The following is a 17,912-nucleotide window of genomic DNA, read 5'->3' on the forward strand; positions in this document are numbered from 1 at the left end:
CACATCAATTAGAAAATGGACTTTCAACAAGGGTTAATCACAACAATACATGAATATGGAGTTACGAGAAATTTACTTAAAGAATTAAACAAAAGTCTTAAAAAAAGATCAACTAGCATTTTAATACCTTGCTTATATGAGGAGTTTGAGCGTCCAGCATTAAAAGACATAAGAGAAGTTTTAAAAGACCTTACAGGCTTAAATGAATTAGTTATTGCTCTTTCTGCAAAAACTGTTGAGCAAGTTAATGCAGCAAAATCATTTTTTGACTCAATGCCATTTCCAGTTCATGTTCAATGGACTAATTCTCCATCTGTAATAGAATTATTAAAAAGCCAAGAAAAAAATGGGTTAGAACTTTTAGGAACTCCAGGTAAAGGATGGGCTGTCTGGCAAGGTATAGGAGTTGCGACAAGAAAATCAGAAGTTGTTGCTCTTTTTGATGCTGACATAAGAACTTTTAGTTCTTTGTATCCTTCAAGAATGATACTTCCACTTCTGGATGAATCATATGGAATATCATATGTAAAAGCTTTTTACAGCAGGTTATCCTTAGAGACCAATCAATTACAAGGTAGAGCAACAAGATTATTTGTGGGTCCCTTATTGGCAAGTCTTGAGCAATTAGTAGGAAAGGGGCCCTTTCTACAATATCTTCAATCATTTAGATATCCATTAGCAGGTGAATTTGCCTTTACTAAAGATCTTGCTATGAATTTACGAATTCCTTGTGACTGGGGTTTAGAGATAGGTTTATTATCAGAGGTATATAGAAACGTAAGAACCTCCAAAATAGCCCAAGTTGACCTAGGTTTGTTTGATCATAAACATAAGAATATTGGCGATTCTTCTAAAGAAGGATTACAAAAAATGTGTAAAGAAATACTTTCAAGTGTTTTAAGAGGTCTGATGGAGCATCAAGCAGAGACTTTAACGAGTACTCAGCTAGCAACATTAGAAGTTCTTTACAAAAGAGTTGGAGAAGATCGGGTAAAACAATTTGGACTAGATTCAGCAGTTAATCAACTTCCATACGATAGGCATGAAGAAGAGCTATCAGTACAAAAATTTGCGAAACTATTACGACCTGCTACAGAAGATTACTTAGCTTGTCCCACGACACAGCAGTTACCAAGTTGGTCAAGAGTTCTATCTTGTGAGAACAAACTGCAAGAAGATTTGGCAATTGCTGGGTCACAAGACATAAAAACAACTAAAAAAGAATTAATTAAAAACTTTTAAAGTAAAAAGTACCTTTGAGCCATTGGGACTTCATCAAGAGGTTCACAAGTAAGAAGTTCCCCATCAGAAAAAACTTCATAAGTTTGAGGATCAACTGAAATATTTGGTAGTTTACTATTAAGTTTTAAGTATGATTTATTGATATTTCTGGTATTTTCTACAGCAATACATTTCTTTTGTAAGCCTAATTTATTTGGAATATTTTGATCAATTGAATTTTTACTTAAAAAGGTAAAAGAACTCTTAATTAGAGATTGTCCGAAACTTGCAAACATTTGTCTACCATGAACAGGTCCTGGAGTAGGAATTGAAGCATTTGCATCACCCATTTGGGACCAAACTATAGATCCTCCTTTAATAACTAATTCAGGCTTTACCGCAAAAAAGGAAGGTTTCCACAATGCCAAATCAGCAATTTTACCCTTTTCTATAGACCCAACATGTTTATTAATACCATGAGCTATTGCAGGATTAATTGTGACTTTAGAAATATATCTCTTTACTCTGTAATTATCGTTTCTATCAGAATCCTGCGATAGAGGTCCCCTTTGAACTTTCATTTTATGGGCGGTTTGAAAAGTTCTTGTAATTACTTCACCAACTCTTCCCATGGCTTGAGAATCACTAGCAATAATTGAAAAAGCACCTATATCATGCAAGATATCCTCAGCTGCAATAGTCTCTCTTCTGATCCTTGATTCAGCAAATGCAATATCTTCCGGAATTTTTGAATCTAAATGATGACAAACCATTAACATATCAAGATGTTCTTCTAATGTATTCCTGGTATAAGGTCTTGTTGGATTAGTACTACTTGGAAGAACATTTTTTTCTCCACAAATTTTAATAATGTCTGGCGCATGACCTCCACCTGCTCCTTCGGTATGAAAGGTATGAATAGTTCTTCCTGCAATGGCTTTGATGGTGTCTTCAACAAAGCCTGCCTCATTCAAAGTATCAGTATGAATACATACTTGTACGTCAAACTTATCTGCAACATTAAGACAAGAATTTATTGTAGAGGGAGTCGTTCCCCAATCCTCATGAAGCTTCAATCCACATGCACCAGCTTCAACCTGATCAATAAGATTGGTCTCGTTTGTTGAGTTTCCTTTTCCAAAAAAACCTAAATTCATGGGAAATGCTTCTGCAGATTGAAGCATTCTTGAAATATGAAAAGAACCCGGAGTACAAGTAGTTGCATTTGTGCCAGTTGCAGGTCCAGTTCCTCCTCCCAACATGGTTGTGATTCCTGAGGCTAGTGCTGTCTCAATTTGTTGGGGACAGATAAAGTGAATATGGGTATCTATTGAACCCGCAGTAAGTATATGCCCCTCTCCAGCTATTACTTCTGTCGATGCACCAATAATAATATCAACATTGTCCTGGATATCAGGATTACCAGCCTTACCAATTTCAAAAATCATTCCATCCTTTATACCCACATCAGCCTTAATTATTCCCCACCAATCTACGATCAAAGCATTAGTTATTACCGTATCTACAGCTCCATCTGCTCTTCTTACTTGAGACTGTCCCATCCCATCTCGAATAACTTTACCTCCACCGAATTTAACTTCATCTCCGTACGTAGTTAAATCCTTTTCTACTTCTATAAAAAGTTGGGTATCAGCAAGCCTTACTCTATCTCCGGTAGTGGGTCCGTAAGTTTGCGCATAAGTATTTCTGTCAATTTTATAGGACATAGTTTTAAGTATCTAAAGAACCGTTAACCAACGAATTAAAACCATATGCCATTCTTAAACCCTTATATGGAACTAATTTAACATCAGTTGTATCTCCAGGTTCAAATCTAATTGCTGTTCCTGCAGGAATGTCAAGACGCATACCATATGTTAATTCTCGATCAAAAATTAAAGCTTTATTAGCTTCAAAAAAATGATAGTGAGATCCAATTTGCACAGGTCTATCTCCAGAATTAGAAACTCTTACTGTTTTAACTTCCTTTCCAAGATTTAATTCGATTTCACCTTGTTCAGGAATTATTTCTCCGGGAATTAAATTACTCATAACTAGTTAATCGGATTGTGAATAGTAACTAACTTTGTCCCATCAGGGAAAACTGCTTCAATTTGGACTTCATCAACCATTTCAGGAATGCCCTCCATAACTTGTGATTTTGAAAGCCAGGTAGTTCCCTCTGACATTAATTGACTTACACTTTTTCCATCTCGAGCTCCTTCAAGAACTTGAAAACTCAAAAAAGCTATTGTTTCAGGATAATTAAGCTTAAGACCTCGACTAAGCCTTCTTTCAGCTAAGAGCGCAGCAGAAAAAATCAATAATTTATCCTTTTCTTGAGGTGAAAGATGCATAATAAAAAATTAATCTATAAATTTTTAAAAAAGGTTCTTTCTGAACATAATTAATAATTCATAGAATCTTGTAAAGGCCATACACCTTGATATTTTGGCTCACAAAAACCACAAAGAGACCTAATTTGTTTCCAAATACAAAAAAAACATTCCCTAGCATCTTGAGAAGAACTCCCTAGGAATCTTACAGAGATTCCATTTTCAAGGATTCCAATAGATAAATTATTATCTGTTTCATTGAAAATCATTTTTATATTTCCCACAAGATTATTTATTTTTGACTTGGAAAAATCTTTTTCGCAAATCCAAATTAAGGATCCAAAAACAGGCATGTAATCCATACCTGATTTGGCCACATAACTTGACTTAGATAATTCAATCTGATCAACATATTCCCAATCATCGTATAACTCATTATTTCTCATAATTTCTAATTTAGACCTAAAAACTCCCCTCTCAATAGATTCTCCGGATGAAGATCTTCCAAGTCTTATTAAATCGGTAAATAAAAAACTTGAAGTTTCTGAGATAGATACTTTAAACTTTTGATCATATAAACCATTTGCAAAGATAATTGTTTCTTGGGGGAGATATTCCAAATGAGAATTGTCAAGAATCTTTATTAAATTTTTTTGCTTTGAAAAAGTTCCTTTTGGATTAATTTTAGATATCCCAACAGATCCATATACTTTCTGAGCTGAAGAAGTAGTCAACAATACCTTAGAGTTTTTTTCAAGATTTACCTCAAATTCAAGTAAATCACCTCCAACCAATCCCCCTGCAGTATGAAGAACAGGTAAAATGCACCTGCCCTCCTGATCATGAGTAGCCTTTAATAACTTGTAAGGAGAAGTTGATTTAGATTTAAAGATTGTTTTATCAACATTTCCTAAACTTGTTTTATTATTGAAAAAATTTAAGAAACAATTGCCTTCCCAAGAAGTTTTAATCATAAATTGTTTTCTTTAATCACTAAGTTAAAGTAACCAAAAATTTTGATTATGAGAATGAATAAACAAATAGTTGTAACTGATTGGATTAAAGAAAAACCTCGATTAGGGTCATTTTTAAAACTTACCCTAAGTTCAGATGAAAGAAGACTCTTACGAGGTAAAAGATTGACTGATTGTGATCAAGAAATAATCTTACAATTACCAAGAGAGGGCATATTAAATGATGGAGATATTCTTTCAACTAATGAGTCCAATTTTTATATAGAGATAATTGCCCAAACAGAAAATTTACTTGAAATAAGTTCAAATTCTAAAATTGAACTTATTAAGACTGCTTATCATCTAGGAAATAGGCATGTAGAAGTAGAAATTACAGAAGACATTCTTCTAACAAAAAGTGATTACGTAATTGAAAATATGATTAAAAATTTTAATGTTGATATCGTGTATACCCAGAAAAAATTTTTTCCGGAAAGAGGTGCCCATAGTCATGAGTAAAAGTCACTTATTAAAATATTTATTAATAAGCCCTAACTTACCAGTTGGAGGATTTTGTTATTCGGAGGGATTGGAGAGTTACCTAAATACCAAAGATTTAAAAGACTCAAATTCGATAAAAGAATTAATTATTAGTGAACTAGAAATTGGCCAGATTAGACTAGATGCAAGACTATTATTAGATTTTTTTGATATTTTTAAAGAGTTAAACGAAGGGAAAAATTTTAAAAGTAATTTGCAAAAGCTATTGAGTTTGGATAAATGGATCCTCTCATCAAAAGACTGTATCGAAATGAGAGAACAACAAACTCAAATGGCAAAATCTCTCTTCGATCTAAACAAAGAATTTGGATTTGAATATCTATATAAAAAAAATAAAAAAAACTCCTGGCCATTTGCGTGGAGTTGGGCTTGTTATTGTTTTGAAATTACGAAGTTAGAAATGGTTGAGAATTTTTTCTACGCATGGAGTTCAAACCAACTTAGTGCAGCATTAAGAATTATTCCTATTGGTTCGACAAAAGCACAATTAATTCAGAGAGATTTATTAGAAATAATTTCAAAAGTTTCTAAAGAAATTATGGACAAAGAAATTGATGACATCTATTTTGGCAATGTAGGTTTAGCAATGGCACAACAAAATCACAATGACCTTTATACAAAACTTTTTAGAAATTAATTTATGAGCAGTAAATTGAGAGTAGGAGTTGCTGGGCCTGTAGGTTCTGGAAAAACTGCATTAGTAGAGACTCTATGCACAAGAATGAAAAAAAATTATGAGATAGCAGTTGTCACCAACGATATTTACACCAAAGAAGATGCTAAATTTCTTATAAATAAAAAAGTATTAGAAGAAGGAAGGATTATTGGAGTAGAAACAGGAGGTTGTCCTCATACAGCCATAAGAGAGGATTGTTCTCTAAATAAAAATGCAGTTTTTGAATTAGAAAATAAATACAATCCTTTAGATTTTATTTTTGTAGAAAGTGGAGGTGATAATTTAGCATCTAGTTTTAGTCCCGAACTTGTAGATTTATCAATATATGTTATTGATGTATCGGCAGGAGACAAAATTCCTAGAAAAGGAGGACCAGGGATAACAAGATCAGATTTATTGTTAATAAACAAAATTGACTTGGCAGATATGGTTGGTGCAGATTTAAATATTATGAAAAGTGATACGGAATTTATGAGAAAAGGGAAACCCTGGTTTTTTACAAACCTCAGTAGCGGCAGTGGTGCTGATGAAATAATTCGATTTTTAGAATCACATATACCCCGCAATCGAAAATAGAAAAATAATTATTTGTTATATATTGGATTCAACAAAAAGTTACGACTGATACAAAACATATTGCCACTCGTTAATAACTTTTATTTTATCCCCCTAATGAGGGTCAATTACCTAATTTATCCTAATTCATGAGAATTTCAAGGCGTATTTTGGCAGGATTAGCTACTGCCTCACTTGCGGTTACAGCAACTTCATGTGGTGGAGGTGGAACCTCCGGAAGTTTCGACGACACAGTAACGGTTGGTATTTTACATTCGTTATCTGGAACAATGGCGATTTCTGAATCAACCCTAGTTGATACAGAAAAAATGGCTATTGAAGAGATAAATGCTGCTGGTGGTGTAAAAGTTGGCGGCAAAAGCTACAAGATAGAATACATAGTTGAAGATGGCGCATCAGATTGGCCAACTTTTGCTGAAAAATCCAAGAAACTTATAGACCAAGACGGAGTTCCTGTCGTATTTGGTGGTTGGACATCTGCGAGTAGAAAAGCAATGCTTCCAGTTTACGAATCAAAGGATGCTTTCCTTTACTACCCCATTCAATATGAAGCCCAAGAATGTTCTAACAACATTTTCTATACAGGAGCAACCCCAAACCAACAGTCAGAACCTGCTACAGATTTCATGTATAAGCGTTCTCCCGCAGCTGGTGGAGATTTCTTCCTTGTAGGTTCAGATTATGTTTTCCCAAGAACTTCCAACACAATTACAAAAGCTCAGGTAAAACAATTAGGAGGTAAAGTTGTTGGCGAAGATTACCTTCCATTAGGAAATACTGAAGTTGCTCCAATTATCTCAAAAATCAAAAAGGCACTGCCTGAAGGTGGAATAATCATCAACACACTTAATGGTGATCAGAACGTTGCATTCTTTAAACAAATTCAAGACGCAGGTATCACTCCTTCAAGCGGTTACTACGTAATGAACTATTCAATTGCGGAAGAAGAGATTAGTACAATTGGTCCTGAGTTCCTAGAAGGTCATTACGGTGCTTGGAACTACATGATGTCAATCGATACTCCTGCATCTAAGAAATTCGCTCAAAATTTCAAGAAAAGATGGGGAGCTGATCGTGTGGTAGCTGATCCTCAAGAATCAGCCTATAACATGGTTTATTTATGGAAACAGGCAGTTGAAGATGCTGGAACTTTTGACGACAACGCAGTAAGGGAAGCCTTAGTTGGACAAAAGTTTGATGCTCCACAAGGCCCTGTTGAAGTTATGCCTAATCACCACTTATCTCAAACAGTAAGAATTGGACAGATTAATGCAGAGGGTGGATTTACAATCCTTGAAGAGACAGGAGTTGTTCTTCCCCAAGCATGGAACCAAAAGCATCCAAGTTCAAAAGGATTTGCATGTGATTGGACAGATCCTTCAAAAGGAGAAAAGTATAAGCTTTAATCTAATTAAAACCTATACTCTTAAATAAAAGGAGGTTAACACCTCCTTTTATTTTATATAATCAAATATTTTATTTTCTAAATTGGAGTTACTTCTAGACAGTCTTTTTAATGGTGTTGCAATCGGATCTGTACTTCTTGTTGCTGCCTTGGGTCTGGCAATTGTTTTTGGTCTGATGGGTGTAATAAATCTTGCCCATGGAGAACTTATGATGCTTGGGGCTTACACAACATACGTAACACAATTAATTTTCAAATTGCCTTTATTAAAACCTTTCTACAATTCGTACATAATAGTTTCAATTTTCCTTGCTTTTATTGTTAGTGGAGTAGTAGGCATACTCCTGGAAAAAACTATAATAAGAAAGCTTTATGGAAGTCCGCTAGAAACACTTCTTGCAACTTGGGGTGTAAGCTTAATTCTTCAACAATTTGTAAGAAGTGTACCTTTAGCTTATGGGACTGGTCTGGTTATAAGTCTTTTAATAGGTTTATTCCTACCGACAACATTCTCATCAAAAATAAAAGAATCAATAAATTTCAAATATTTTAAATTTAGTTCTTGGATATTTGCTGCTTTAACTGGGGTCCTGACAGGAAGCTTAATCTCGTCATCTGTCAGCAAACTTAGTAGAGCAAGCGCTCGAAATGTTGATGTAACAGCACCCGCATGGATGAGAGGTCAAGTAGAAATTTTTGGCACTGCCTTTCCTAAAACAAGATTAATGATAATTGTCATTACTTTAATATCTGTAATCGCAATAACATTATTTCTTAATCAAAGTGCCTGGGGGATGCGTATAAGAGCCGTTACCCAGAACCGACAAATGAGTGATTGTCTTGGTATCTCTACTGAAAAAGTGGATATAATTACTTTTGGAATTGGATCTGGCTTAGCAGGAGTTGCCGGGGTAGCAGTATCTCTTTTAGGTTCTGTAGGACCAAATGTTGGAGGAAACTATATAGTTGGTTGTTTTATGGTTGTAGTGCTGGGAGGAGTGGGTAATTTATTAGGAACAGTATTTGCTTCATTTGGAATAGGAATAATGACTGATTTAATTGGAGCTGGAAGGCTCTTATCAATATGGCCAGATATGCCTTTACCTTTATCAAACACAATCAACTTTTTTGCGACAACAAGCATGGCAAGAGTAATGATATTTGCACTAATCGTTATATTTTTACAATTTAAACCTACAGGTTTATTTCCTCAAAAAGGAAGGATGGTTGAAAACTAATGTCCTTAAATAAAATTAAATTAGATAAAAAAATAGTATTGTCATTTTGGATAATATTAATAGCCTTAATTATTGCAGCACCAACTCTACTTCCTGTTTTTAGACTAAATCTTCTAGGTAGATACTTATCCTTATCCATAGTTGCACTTGGTGTTGATCTTATCTGGGGATATACAGGTTTACTAAGTCTTGGACAAGGGATATTTTTTGCACTAGGTGGATATTGTGCAGCAATGTATTTGCAAATAACCAGCTCTTCTGAATTTCCAAATAATATTCCTGAATTTTTTGCCTTATATGGTGTTGAAAAATTACCTTTTTTCTGGGAACCTTTTAGATCGCCTGTTTTTACCTTCTTCGCAATCTGGATAATTCCAGCATTAGTTGCTGGTTTAATTGGATTTCTTGTTTTCAGGAATAGAATTAAAGGTGTATATTTTTCTATACTTACCCAAGCTTCTCTTCTTGTATTCTTTAATTTCTTTAATGGTCAACAAAAACTTATAAATGGAACAAATGGATTAAAAACAGATGTAACACAACTATTTGGTCAGATGGTAGGTTCTGAATACATGCAAAGATTGTTCTTTTGGATAACTGCCATCCTAGTAATAGCAGCGTGGTTTTTTGCAAAGTGGGTAGTTAAAGGTAGATTTGGCAATATTCTTATAGGAATTCGAGATGATGAACCAAGAGTTAGGTTTACAGGATATAATCCAGTGATATTCAAGACTATAATATTTTCGATTGCTGGAGGTCTCGCTGGAATTTCGGGAGCTCTATATACTGTTCAATCAGGAATAGTATCACCTCAATTTATGACAGTTCCCTTTTCCATAGAAATGGTTATATGGGTTGCAGTTGGAGGGAGAGGAACTTTATTAGGAGCGATACTTGGAGCAGTTTTCATCAACTATGCAAAAAGTCTTGTAAGTGAAGCTTTACCCGCTAGCTGGATGTTTATTCAAGGAGGGTTGTTTATTTTAGTTGTAACAGCACTGCCAGAAGGAGTTTTAGGATGGATTCAAGGAGATGGTCCTAGGAATCTTCTTCAAAGATTTGGTTTAAAAAGGAAGATTGAAACCTATCCAAGCTTAGAAATTAACAATAAGAGGGGGAATAATGAATAATATAGATCTTCTAAATTTAATTGATATTACTGTTAGTTTCGAGGGTTTTTTAGCTCTAAACAAACTTAATTTAAATTTAAAGAAAGGAGAATTAAGAGCTGTAATAGGACCCAACGGCGCAGGTAAAACAACATTTCTTGATGTAATAACTGGAAAGGTTAAGCCAACAAAAGGTGAAGTGATTTTTAAAGGTAAATCTCTAGTAGGTAAAAGGGAGCACAAAATAGCCAGACTAGGAGTTGGAAGAAAGTTTCAAAGTCCAAGAATCTTTGAAAATCTAACAGTTAAAGAAAATCTTGAAATATCGGTGACAACTCCTAAAAGTCCTTTAAACCTCATAAATAAAAGTATTAAGGATGAGCAGCTTAATGAGATTGAACGTCTTATGAAGATTGTTAATTTAGCTCAAAAAGTTGATTCTAAAGCTGGATCTTTATCTCATGGCCAAAAACAATGGCTTGAGATAGCAATGTTAGTAGGACAGAAGCCAGATTTAATGTTGGTAGATGAACCTGTTGCTGGTTTAACTGATGAAGAAACTGATCTAACAGCTGATTTATTAAAATCTTTATCGGGAGAAAATACCGTAGTAGTAATTGATCACGATATGGAATTCATAAGAAGACTTGATAGTAATGTTTCAGTATTAAATCAGGGCACTGTATTATGTGAGGGAACGATGGAAACCATACAAAAAGACAAAAAAGTTATTGATGTTTATTTAGGAAGACCTGAGGACTAGTTATGGAAAATTTACTCGAAATAAAATCGTTAAATACTTATTATGGCGAGAGTCATATTCTTAGGGATGTAGATTTAAATGTTAAATCAGGAGAAATGGTTTGTTTGATTGGAAGAAATGGAGTTGGCAAAACAACTTTATTGAAATCACTTATTGGATTGTTAAAACAAAGAAAAGGTGATATTTATTTGATTGGCGAAAATATCAATAGAAAAGCTCCTCATCAGAGGGCGAGAAAAGGAATGGCTTACGTTCCTCAAGGGAGAGAAATCATTCCATATCTATCAGTTGAAGAGAATCTCATGCTAGGAATGGAGTCTCTGCCAGGAGGATTATCTAAGAACAAGAAAATAGATCCATTTATTTATGATCTCTTCCCAATCCTAAAAGATTTTCTACAAAGGAGAGGAGGAGATCTTAGTGGAGGACAACAACAGCAACTAGCTATTGCAAGAGCATTACTGGGAAAACCTCAACTGCTATTACTTGACGAGCCAACGGAAGGTATTCAGCCAAATATAGTTTTAGATATCGAAAATGCAATCAATCAGATAATTAGAGATACAGGAATAGGTGTTTTATTAGTAGAACAACACTTACATTTTGTCAGGCAAGCCAACAGATATTATGCGATGCAACGAGGAGGTATTGTTGCCAGCGGAAATACTAGTGACTTGAGTCAAGCAGTTATTGATAAGTTCTTAAGCGTTTAAGTAAATATTTTATATTAAAAATATTTTAATCATTTTTCGCATCTTATAAGGTCTATACTGTTTGGATGCTCATTTATAAACTTATTAAATTCCATTGCTAGTGTTCTAGCCTCGTAAGCGTCAAAAGCATAAAAACAATTTTCTATTCTTATATTTTGAAAATCACGGTAATGGACTGTATATGGCTTCAACATGTTAATTTTGTTCATTTTAATTTGCTAAAAAGCAATTAACTCATATCTCAACCATGCATATGATCATAAATTTTAAGCACATCTTTTGTGGTTATCAAAATATATTGACTTAACTTATGTATTTAAAGATACTTAACTTATGTATTTAAAGATACTTAACTTATGTATTTAAAGATACTTAAGTAACCTAAAAATTATTTATTTTTTTTTTGAATCTTGTTTTTTACCCTCTATTAAAAAAACAAATTTTGATAAGATAGAGCCAAAAACTGGAACCCAAAACCTTTCATAAAAAAATTTCATAAAAAATTAAGCAGCTAATGATTCGTTATCTTCAATTTCAGTTTTATTTATAAACTTCAAATCTATAGAATTAAATAAATGTTGCATAAGTAAAAAATCAAGTTCCCCTTTCAACAAACTAACATCTGATGAAAGTAGATCATCAACAAAATCATCAAAAGTATCTGAAAGAGGAATCACGACTAAAGTTTTATTTTTGCCATTATCCTCGCATAAAAAATAAAAGTCAACAAATTTGAATATTAATTTTTAAATTATTGAAAATTAATTTATTGAGACTAAAAATTTAAATGATAAATATTAACAAGCAAAATAATATATTTAATATCAAGCTAAGGGTCTTTGAATTAAATTTCATTTATATCGCTTTTCTTAATTTTATATCTATCGTTATTAGGATTATCAAAATGACAACACAAGTATTTGACTAAAAAGAAATTTAAAGAAATCATTATCAAACCATTTAATTCATTTATAGCAAGACTTTTAATGTGCCAATTGGAAAAGAATCACTTAAAAAGTTTTTAGGAAATAAATTTATGAAAGAAATCAAATTTGATATTATAAAGAGTTAATTTTTAAAAATTATTTTTTAATTAGCTCAAAGTAACCATTTTTATTTAATAAGTACTTATCAAACCAAAGGCTTAATAGATTATCTAATCCTATTCCATTCATTTTATTTATTTGAGAAGTCTTATAGTCTGAAAGTGCAAGCAATAAATACGGAAAAATCATATCAGAAACCCCTTTTGGAAGTTTTTCTAAAGGAACTCCATGTGCTCTATCCCATAAAATTTGCATATCCTGAGAGAATAAAGAACTCCAATAAGAAAAATTACAATATAGTTTTTCTGGAGGAAGTAGATTTACAGATAAAACTGGAAGAGAAGAATTCATAGGAAAAGATATTTTATTAATAAATTGAATTTAGGTTTTGGGAAATGGCGATAAATAATTTCTAATACACAAATCTCCCATAAATACAAATCCAATGTAACGCACAGTGCATTACTTAACAACACTTTTTATCTGTTGTATTTATCCATCATTTCCTGAAATTTAAGGAATGATAAAAACTGTTTATAAGTTTTCAAGTCAAAAGCCTCCTGATTTGCTTCAGTTAAATGGGTTGATTTACCAGTATTAAAATAATTTCCTAATTTAGTATCAATTGATAGTTTTGGATTATCTATAAAGTCAGCAGAATTATCAGATAAGGTTTCTTTATCAGAAGAATTCATTTGATATGATTGAGTTACTTTGCCATTTTTTTTATTAAATATCCCTCGTATAGAAAGTGCTTCCTCCACTAAAATACTTACTATTTTTGAATTACTTAAATTGTTCTCAATGCTCAAATTATCAATTATTTTCATAACATCTTCCCTAGGAATAAAACCAACTCTTTTTTTCTTGGTAGGCATTTAAAAATTAATTAAAGTTCAGCACTTGACTGTCATAAGTGTTGCACTATATTCACTATAAGTCAATTAAATGCTTATGATTTTACCAACTACCTTACTTTTAGTAGCCCTTGGATATCTTTTCTACACCTCAAAAAAAGAACTTTCCCTGGATCATCATGACCCTATAGAAAACCAAAAAGAGAATGATGATTTGTATAAAGATTTAGAGGATCTATTTATTTAAAATATATACATTTATAATAAAGAACTTTGTTTGTTGACTAAAGATATACAAAATTTAAAACATAATTAGAATGATAATAAATATTTATAATCAATGACTGTCCATCAAGATTACGAAATAAAAATCAATCTTAATGAATTGATTGAGAAGAGAATTCCATGTTGTGATTTACTTCATCCAGATCATTGTCTAACAGAAAAACAAGTCTCTGAAATTGCACACGATATTCGTATGGATTTAAATTTGCATGATCTTTACAAGCAAGTTGATCAACACATTTTGAATTATGTAAATGCAGCTGGTATTGATAACAAAGATCACTGGGTTGAACCTAATCTTCCAGATTTGGATAGAGATTTAAAAGAAGAAGTTGGTATAGAATTTGATTAATCTTTTTTTTTTACAAATGAAATTAATATATGTATTTTTTTTCTAAATCATCTATTAATTTATAAATACTTTTAGCTGATCTCTTTCTTTTTTTTAAAATTTTAAAAACTATAAACCCAATTAATACTGCAAAAATAGGTGTGAAAATAATAATTTCATAATTCATAACCATCAAACAGAAGCATATTATTTAAATTATTAAAAAGTCTGAATCAATAAAATAGGTACTTTATACAAAAATACTTCACTATAAACAATTAAGAATTTTTATAAAAATGTGAAAGATTTAAAAATTTTTTTTAAATTATGTAGAAATAAACTTTAATTAAATAGAGATAATGATTAATTATTTTGCCTTAACAGCAACTGAGATCGGAATCGGTAAAATAGAGTTAACCGTTATTGGAGCAGTAATTTTAATTTTTCCAATTTTGTTTGTTTATGCATCTAAAAACCTTGATGCTAAAGGAGTTTTTGAATGGATGATGGAGAAACCTAATGATTGGATAGGAAAAAAATAAGACTTTAAAAATTTACATTCCTCTAATTAAATTTTAAATTTTCTAAACTACTAATAGCAAAATCATAAATCTGGCATTTATTTTCTAAATCATTAACTATTGAATTTTTTAGTAGTGAATAGTCTACGAACTTATTGAGTTTATTATTTTTAAATTCCTTATTAGTCTCTCCGATAGCAAATGCCAAAGCTCCTTCATAAGAAATACCGAATTTGGAAGTGTTGCAGTAAGTTCTAGTGAACTTATTAGAAATCTTCTTAGTATACTTTTCAAGATTTTTAGAGGAAGTATCTAATGAATAAACTGGACTGCTAAAAAGAAGAAGCAAAGTTAAAATGAATATCGCAAAAACTCTTTTGATCATAATATTTCATGAATTGCAAGTTTAATATAGTTTAGAATTTAATTTTGAAGACAATTTTTATTAAAAATATAAAAAATTAAAAATTTTTTAACCATATCAGATTTTTCAGATTTTGGAAGATAAAAAATCCCTAAACGAATATTTTAAAGCTTGAATTTTTTTTGGTAGTTTTTTTAAAAAACGCCTTAATACTTTTGGCATTATGAAAGATCCGCATCAATAATTAATAGATAACAAAAAGTACTTTGTTATTCAACAACTAATTATCCAATTACAAATAAATTAATTATTAAATAAATGGATTAGGCTATGGAAATGTGTTTGAAACTGATTTATTGTTTAATTAAGTATTAAATACAAAATTAATATGGCATTACCAGAACTTGTTTATGCCCCCATAGATGGCGGAACAATACATAGATATGAAATTAGTGGTGGCAAGAGAAAATTCTTAAGATTTATAGGTTGTTATTTGGGCCAGTGCAACTTTCACAAAAATATTGATGATGCTATTGATTACATAAAAAATTTGAAAGAATCACAAAAGATACAAAAAACATGAAATAAAGATACATAAATACGACAGTGACTCAATATTTTTCAAGAACTATATAATTATTGCTACAAATAATAGAGAATTTTCTTTTTATAAGAAATTGATTATTTACTTGGGTTATAGTTCCGAAAGATAAACAGTCAATTAAAAAAGAAATTAATTTATGGAAAACAGACAAATTAATTTTTTTAAATCAAAAGACTTTAATACCGTTCTTAAGCCATTTAAAGAAGGAACGGTGGTAAAAATTGACTCGTTAGATATTAGAGAAAATCAGAATGAATTAAAAATAGGTTTATTTGGTTGGTATGCAATTTGTCCTTCAAAAGAACTAAAAAAAAATAAGCTACATTATTTTTCACTCTATGATGAACCTCTCGTTCTTTATAGAGATGAGAATGAAAATGTTAGATGCATTAAAAATATTTGTCCACACAGGGGAGCATCCTTTTTTGGGGGGAACTTATCAGATGGAGTATTAACCTGTCCATATCATGGTGCCAAATTCACATCTAGTGGAAGTTGTCAAAATCTCGATAGGATAACATGCAGTCATATAGTTGATAACAATTACGATAACTACGCCAAAAGAATTCACTTATCTCAATACAAAGCATTAGAAAAGAATGAATATGTTTTTGTACATTTTTCTAAAAAACCAGATACTGATTTAAAAAATATAAGTGAAGATTCACCCATAAGTAACTACGAATTATCAGATAATGGTTTTTTACATGATGATTATGTGTCTGAGGAGGTATTAGTTGACTTTAAATGTGATTGGTCAAGAATAATTGAAAATCACTTAGATATCCTTCATCTTTTTTGGGTTCATGGCGATACAATCCCAGATAAAGATGTTAATAAAAACGTACTAGTTAGTTTTAACCAGAAAATTAATGTTTCTCCCAATCACATTGAAAGTATCTATTACTATAAGAATGATCCTAGAAAAGAATTTATTCGGATAAAATACATCCCACCAGGAAGGATATTAATTTATAAAGGGGATCCTTCTCTAGCTAGATATTTACAAGTCTTAGATCATATTCCACTAGGGAATAACAAAGCCAGAGTAATAGTAAGGCACTACAGGAAATTTTTGAGAAATAAATTACTTAATAATCTCTTGTTATTTAAAGAGACTCAACGGAAGATTTTTTATAAGATATTTGATGAGGATTATATGATATTAAAAACGCAAACGTATAATCACAATATGGGATTTATAAGTAAAGATGAAATTAAATTATTGGGAGAAGACAGAATAATAAATTATTTTTGGAAATGGTACAAGAAATCTGAAGATAGAGATAAACCATGGAAAAATATTAATAATGCCCAAAATCTTGATGTATACGACAAAGTTATATTGAAATACCCTCCAGAGATAAAAAAATTAGAAATCAAAAATAATATAGATATTATTAGAAAAACATTTTTAAGATTCGCTGCGCCATTTATAATTTTTATATTAATAATATAAATTATGAAGCAAGTAAATAGACCTTCATGGTTGAATTGGCTTTATCTTTTTATATTTATTTTAAGCTCAATTCAATTGATTATATTTTGGGGAAGTAAGTTTAGTGGTCAATAAGTTTTGGTTTGAGGCGAGAAATATAAATTGTTTTAAGGATGGTTTTAGAGTAATTAAAGATTTAAATTTAAAGATAGCCTACTCAGAGAACGTAATATTAATTGGACCAAACGGTTCAGGGAAATCATCTTTAATAGAAGTAATTAATAGAAACATATACCCAGTTATAACGAATGAATCAAAACTTAAAATATTTAACAAGGAACTAATAAATTTATGGGAACTAAGAAAAAGAATAAGTACCGTTAATAATGATATTAAAAATAGAATAAATCCAAATCTTAAAATTATTGATGTAATTTTAAGTGGACTATATGGAAGATATTGTTATATACAAAATAAATCTGAAAAAGATATAAGTAAGGTGGAAAAAATCATGAAAAATATGAATATATCAAATTTATCAAATAAAAAATTTTCCTATTTGTCAGATGGAGAAAAACAAATATCTATTATTGCAAGAGCATTAATAAAAACTCCAGACATATTAATCCTTGATGAGCCAATTGCAAATTTAGATTATAAATCAAAGTATTTTGTAATTGACAAGATTGATGAACTATCAAAATTAGATACAAAAATATTATGTGTAACTCACAATATTTCAATGATTACGAAGATTTATGATAGGGTCATAATGCTAAAAGGTGGTGAAATAATTGCTGATGGGAATCAAAATAAAGTTATTAATAGTGAAAATCTAAATAAGCTATATGGGATTGATATAGAAATAATTAAAAATAATGGACTTTGGACTATAAACAGATTATCTAAATAATA

24 protein-coding genes are annotated in these 17,912 nt (G+C 31.2%); 15 read left to right on the forward strand and 9 right to left on the reverse strand.

Translation table 11 applies throughout. The annotated features are described in order from the left end of the window. Positions 1–15: 15 nt before the first annotated feature. Positions 16–1,242, forward strand: coding sequence for a glycosyl transferase (locus tag JJ842_00955; GenBank protein MBO6970479.1), 1,227 nt, complete (start codon positions 16–18; stop codon positions 1,240–1,242). On the opposite strand, the gene ureC is transcribed toward JJ842_00955, so the two are convergent. Genes ureC through JJ842_00975 form a run of 4 tightly spaced genes read right to left on the reverse strand, consistent with a single transcriptional unit; the run spans position 1,239 to position 4,531 of the window. After that, positions 1,239–2,948 (reverse strand): urease subunit alpha, encoded by a 1,710-nt coding sequence (gene ureC / locus JJ842_00960; GenBank protein MBO6970480.1) that lies wholly within the window; start codon positions 2,946–2,948, stop codon positions 1,239–1,241. The genes JJ842_00955 and ureC overlap by 4 nt on opposite strands. Positions 2,949–2,952: 4 nt before the next feature. Further along, on the reverse strand, positions 2,953–3,273 hold the full coding sequence (locus tag JJ842_00965) for an urease subunit beta (protein ID MBO6970481.1): 321 nt from the start codon (positions 3,271–3,273) through the stop codon (positions 2,953–2,955). A gap of 2 nt (positions 3,274–3,275) precedes the next feature. Then, positions 3,276–3,578 (reverse strand): urease subunit gamma, encoded by a 303-nt coding sequence (locus JJ842_00970; protein ID MBO6970482.1) that lies wholly within the window; start codon positions 3,576–3,578, stop codon positions 3,276–3,278. A gap of 50 nt (positions 3,579–3,628) precedes the next feature. Then, positions 3,629–4,531, reverse strand: a complete 903-nt coding sequence (locus JJ842_00975; protein ID MBO6970483.1) for an urease accessory protein UreD — start codon at positions 4,529–4,531, stop codon at positions 3,629–3,631. Positions 4,532–4,579: 48 nt separating this feature from the next. Between JJ842_00975 and ureE the strand changes: the two genes are divergently transcribed. From ureE to urtE, 8 genes are all read left to right on the forward strand, one after another. Then, positions 4,580–5,029, forward strand: coding sequence for an urease accessory protein UreE (gene ureE, locus JJ842_00980; protein ID MBO6970484.1), 450 nt, complete (start codon positions 4,580–4,582; stop codon positions 5,027–5,029). Further along, positions 5,022–5,708: an urease accessory protein UreF gene (locus tag JJ842_00985; GenBank protein MBO6970485.1), complete on the forward strand. Its 687-nt coding sequence runs from the start codon at positions 5,022–5,024 to the stop codon at positions 5,706–5,708. The genes ureE and JJ842_00985 overlap by 8 nt, the downstream gene beginning before the upstream one ends. Positions 5,709–5,711: 3 nt before the next feature. Continuing rightward, positions 5,712–6,323 carry an urease accessory protein UreG gene (ureG, locus tag JJ842_00990; protein MBO6970486.1) on the forward strand — a complete coding sequence of 204 codons (612 nt, stop codon included), beginning with the start codon at positions 5,712–5,714 and terminating at the stop codon, positions 6,321–6,323. Between the two features lie 128 nt (positions 6,324–6,451). Further along, positions 6,452–7,729: an urea ABC transporter substrate-binding protein gene (urtA, locus tag JJ842_00995; GenBank protein ID MBO6970487.1), complete on the forward strand. Its 1,278-nt coding sequence runs from the start codon at positions 6,452–6,454 to the stop codon at positions 7,727–7,729. An 82-nt stretch (positions 7,730–7,811) separates the two neighbouring features. Then, the gene (locus JJ842_01000; GenBank protein ID MBO6970488.1) at positions 7,812–8,966 is read left to right on the forward strand and encodes a branched-chain amino acid ABC transporter permease; all 1,155 of its coding nucleotides are present in this window, start codon (positions 7,812–7,814) and stop codon (positions 8,964–8,966) included. Beyond that, a complete protein-coding gene (gene urtC / locus JJ842_01005) occupies positions 8,966–10,096 on the forward strand; it encodes an urea ABC transporter permease subunit UrtC (protein ID MBO6970489.1) in 1,131 nt (376 codons plus the stop codon). Before JJ842_01000 ends, urtC begins: the two co-directional genes overlap by 1 nt. Further along, positions 10,089–10,838 (forward strand): urea ABC transporter ATP-binding protein UrtD, encoded by a 750-nt coding sequence (gene urtD / locus JJ842_01010; protein MBO6970490.1) that lies wholly within the window; start codon positions 10,089–10,091, stop codon positions 10,836–10,838. The genes urtC and urtD overlap by 8 nt, the downstream gene beginning before the upstream one ends. Positions 10,839–10,840: 2 nt before the next feature. Next, positions 10,841–11,551 (forward strand): urea ABC transporter ATP-binding subunit UrtE, encoded by a 711-nt coding sequence (urtE, locus tag JJ842_01015; protein ID MBO6970491.1) that lies wholly within the window; start codon positions 10,841–10,843, stop codon positions 11,549–11,551. A 29-nt stretch (positions 11,552–11,580) separates the two neighbouring features. Here the strand turns inward: urtE and JJ842_01020 are convergent, their stop codons facing one another. The 4 genes from JJ842_01020 to JJ842_01035 all read right to left on the reverse strand — a co-directional run bounded on the left by JJ842_01020 (position 11,581) and on the right by JJ842_01035 (position 13,475). After that, a complete protein-coding gene (locus tag JJ842_01020; GenBank protein ID MBO6970492.1) occupies positions 11,581–11,760 on the reverse strand; it encodes a hypothetical protein in 180 nt (59 codons plus the stop codon). A 294-nt stretch (positions 11,761–12,054) separates the two neighbouring features. Further along, positions 12,055–12,228: a hypothetical protein gene (locus JJ842_01025; GenBank protein ID MBO6970493.1), complete on the reverse strand. Its 174-nt coding sequence runs from the start codon at positions 12,226–12,228 to the stop codon at positions 12,055–12,057. 405 nt (positions 12,229–12,633) lie between these two features. Further along, positions 12,634–12,948, reverse strand: a complete 315-nt coding sequence (locus JJ842_01030; protein ID MBO6970494.1) for a hypothetical protein — start codon at positions 12,946–12,948, stop codon at positions 12,634–12,636. 128 nt (positions 12,949–13,076) lie between these two features. Continuing rightward, entirely contained in the window at positions 13,077–13,475 is a 399-nt protein-coding gene (locus tag JJ842_01035) for a hypothetical protein (protein MBO6970495.1), read from the reverse strand. Between the two features lie 76 nt (positions 13,476–13,551). Between JJ842_01035 and JJ842_01040 the strand changes: the two genes are divergently transcribed. The 3 genes from JJ842_01040 (at position 13,552) to JJ842_01050 (ending at position 14,612) form a co-directional block, all read left to right on the forward strand. Continuing rightward, a complete protein-coding gene (locus JJ842_01040; protein MBO6970496.1) occupies positions 13,552–13,701 on the forward strand; it encodes a hypothetical protein in 150 nt (49 codons plus the stop codon). Between the two features lie 93 nt (positions 13,702–13,794). Beyond that, a complete protein-coding gene (locus JJ842_01045) occupies positions 13,795–14,091 on the forward strand; it encodes a hypothetical protein (protein MBO6970497.1) in 297 nt (98 codons plus the stop codon). Between the two features lie 338 nt (positions 14,092–14,429). Next, the gene (locus tag JJ842_01050; protein ID MBO6970498.1) at positions 14,430–14,612 is read left to right on the forward strand and encodes a hypothetical protein; all 183 of its coding nucleotides are present in this window, start codon (positions 14,430–14,432) and stop codon (positions 14,610–14,612) included. Between the two features lie 22 nt (positions 14,613–14,634). On the opposite strand, the gene JJ842_01055 is transcribed toward JJ842_01050, so the two are convergent. Beyond that, complete coding sequence (locus JJ842_01055) at positions 14,635–14,976, reverse strand: RNA-binding protein (GenBank protein ID MBO6970499.1); 342 nt, start codon at positions 14,974–14,976, stop codon at positions 14,635–14,637. Positions 14,977–15,343: 367 nt separating this feature from the next. Here JJ842_01055 and JJ842_01060 point away from each other — a divergent pair, with 367 nt between their 5' ends. The 3 genes from JJ842_01060 (at position 15,344) to JJ842_01070 (ending at position 17,910) form a co-directional block, all read left to right on the forward strand. Beyond that, positions 15,344–15,538 (forward strand): hypothetical protein, encoded by a 195-nt coding sequence (locus JJ842_01060; GenBank protein MBO6970500.1) that lies wholly within the window; start codon positions 15,344–15,346, stop codon positions 15,536–15,538. Positions 15,539–15,695: 157 nt separating this feature from the next. Beyond that, a complete protein-coding gene (locus JJ842_01065; GenBank protein MBO6970501.1) occupies positions 15,696–17,018 on the forward strand; it encodes an aromatic ring-hydroxylating dioxygenase subunit alpha in 1,323 nt (440 codons plus the stop codon). 103 nt (positions 17,019–17,121) lie between these two features. Next, positions 17,122–17,910 carry an ABC transporter ATP-binding protein gene (locus JJ842_01070; protein ID MBO6970502.1) on the forward strand — a complete coding sequence of 263 codons (789 nt, stop codon included), beginning with the start codon at positions 17,122–17,124 and terminating at the stop codon, positions 17,908–17,910. Positions 17,911–17,912: the final 2 nt, after the last annotated feature.

This window comes from Prochlorococcus marinus CUG1433, assembly GCA_017644425.1.
GTDB lineage: Bacteria > Cyanobacteriota > Cyanobacteriia > PCC-6307 > Cyanobiaceae > Prochlorococcus_A > Prochlorococcus_A marinus_U.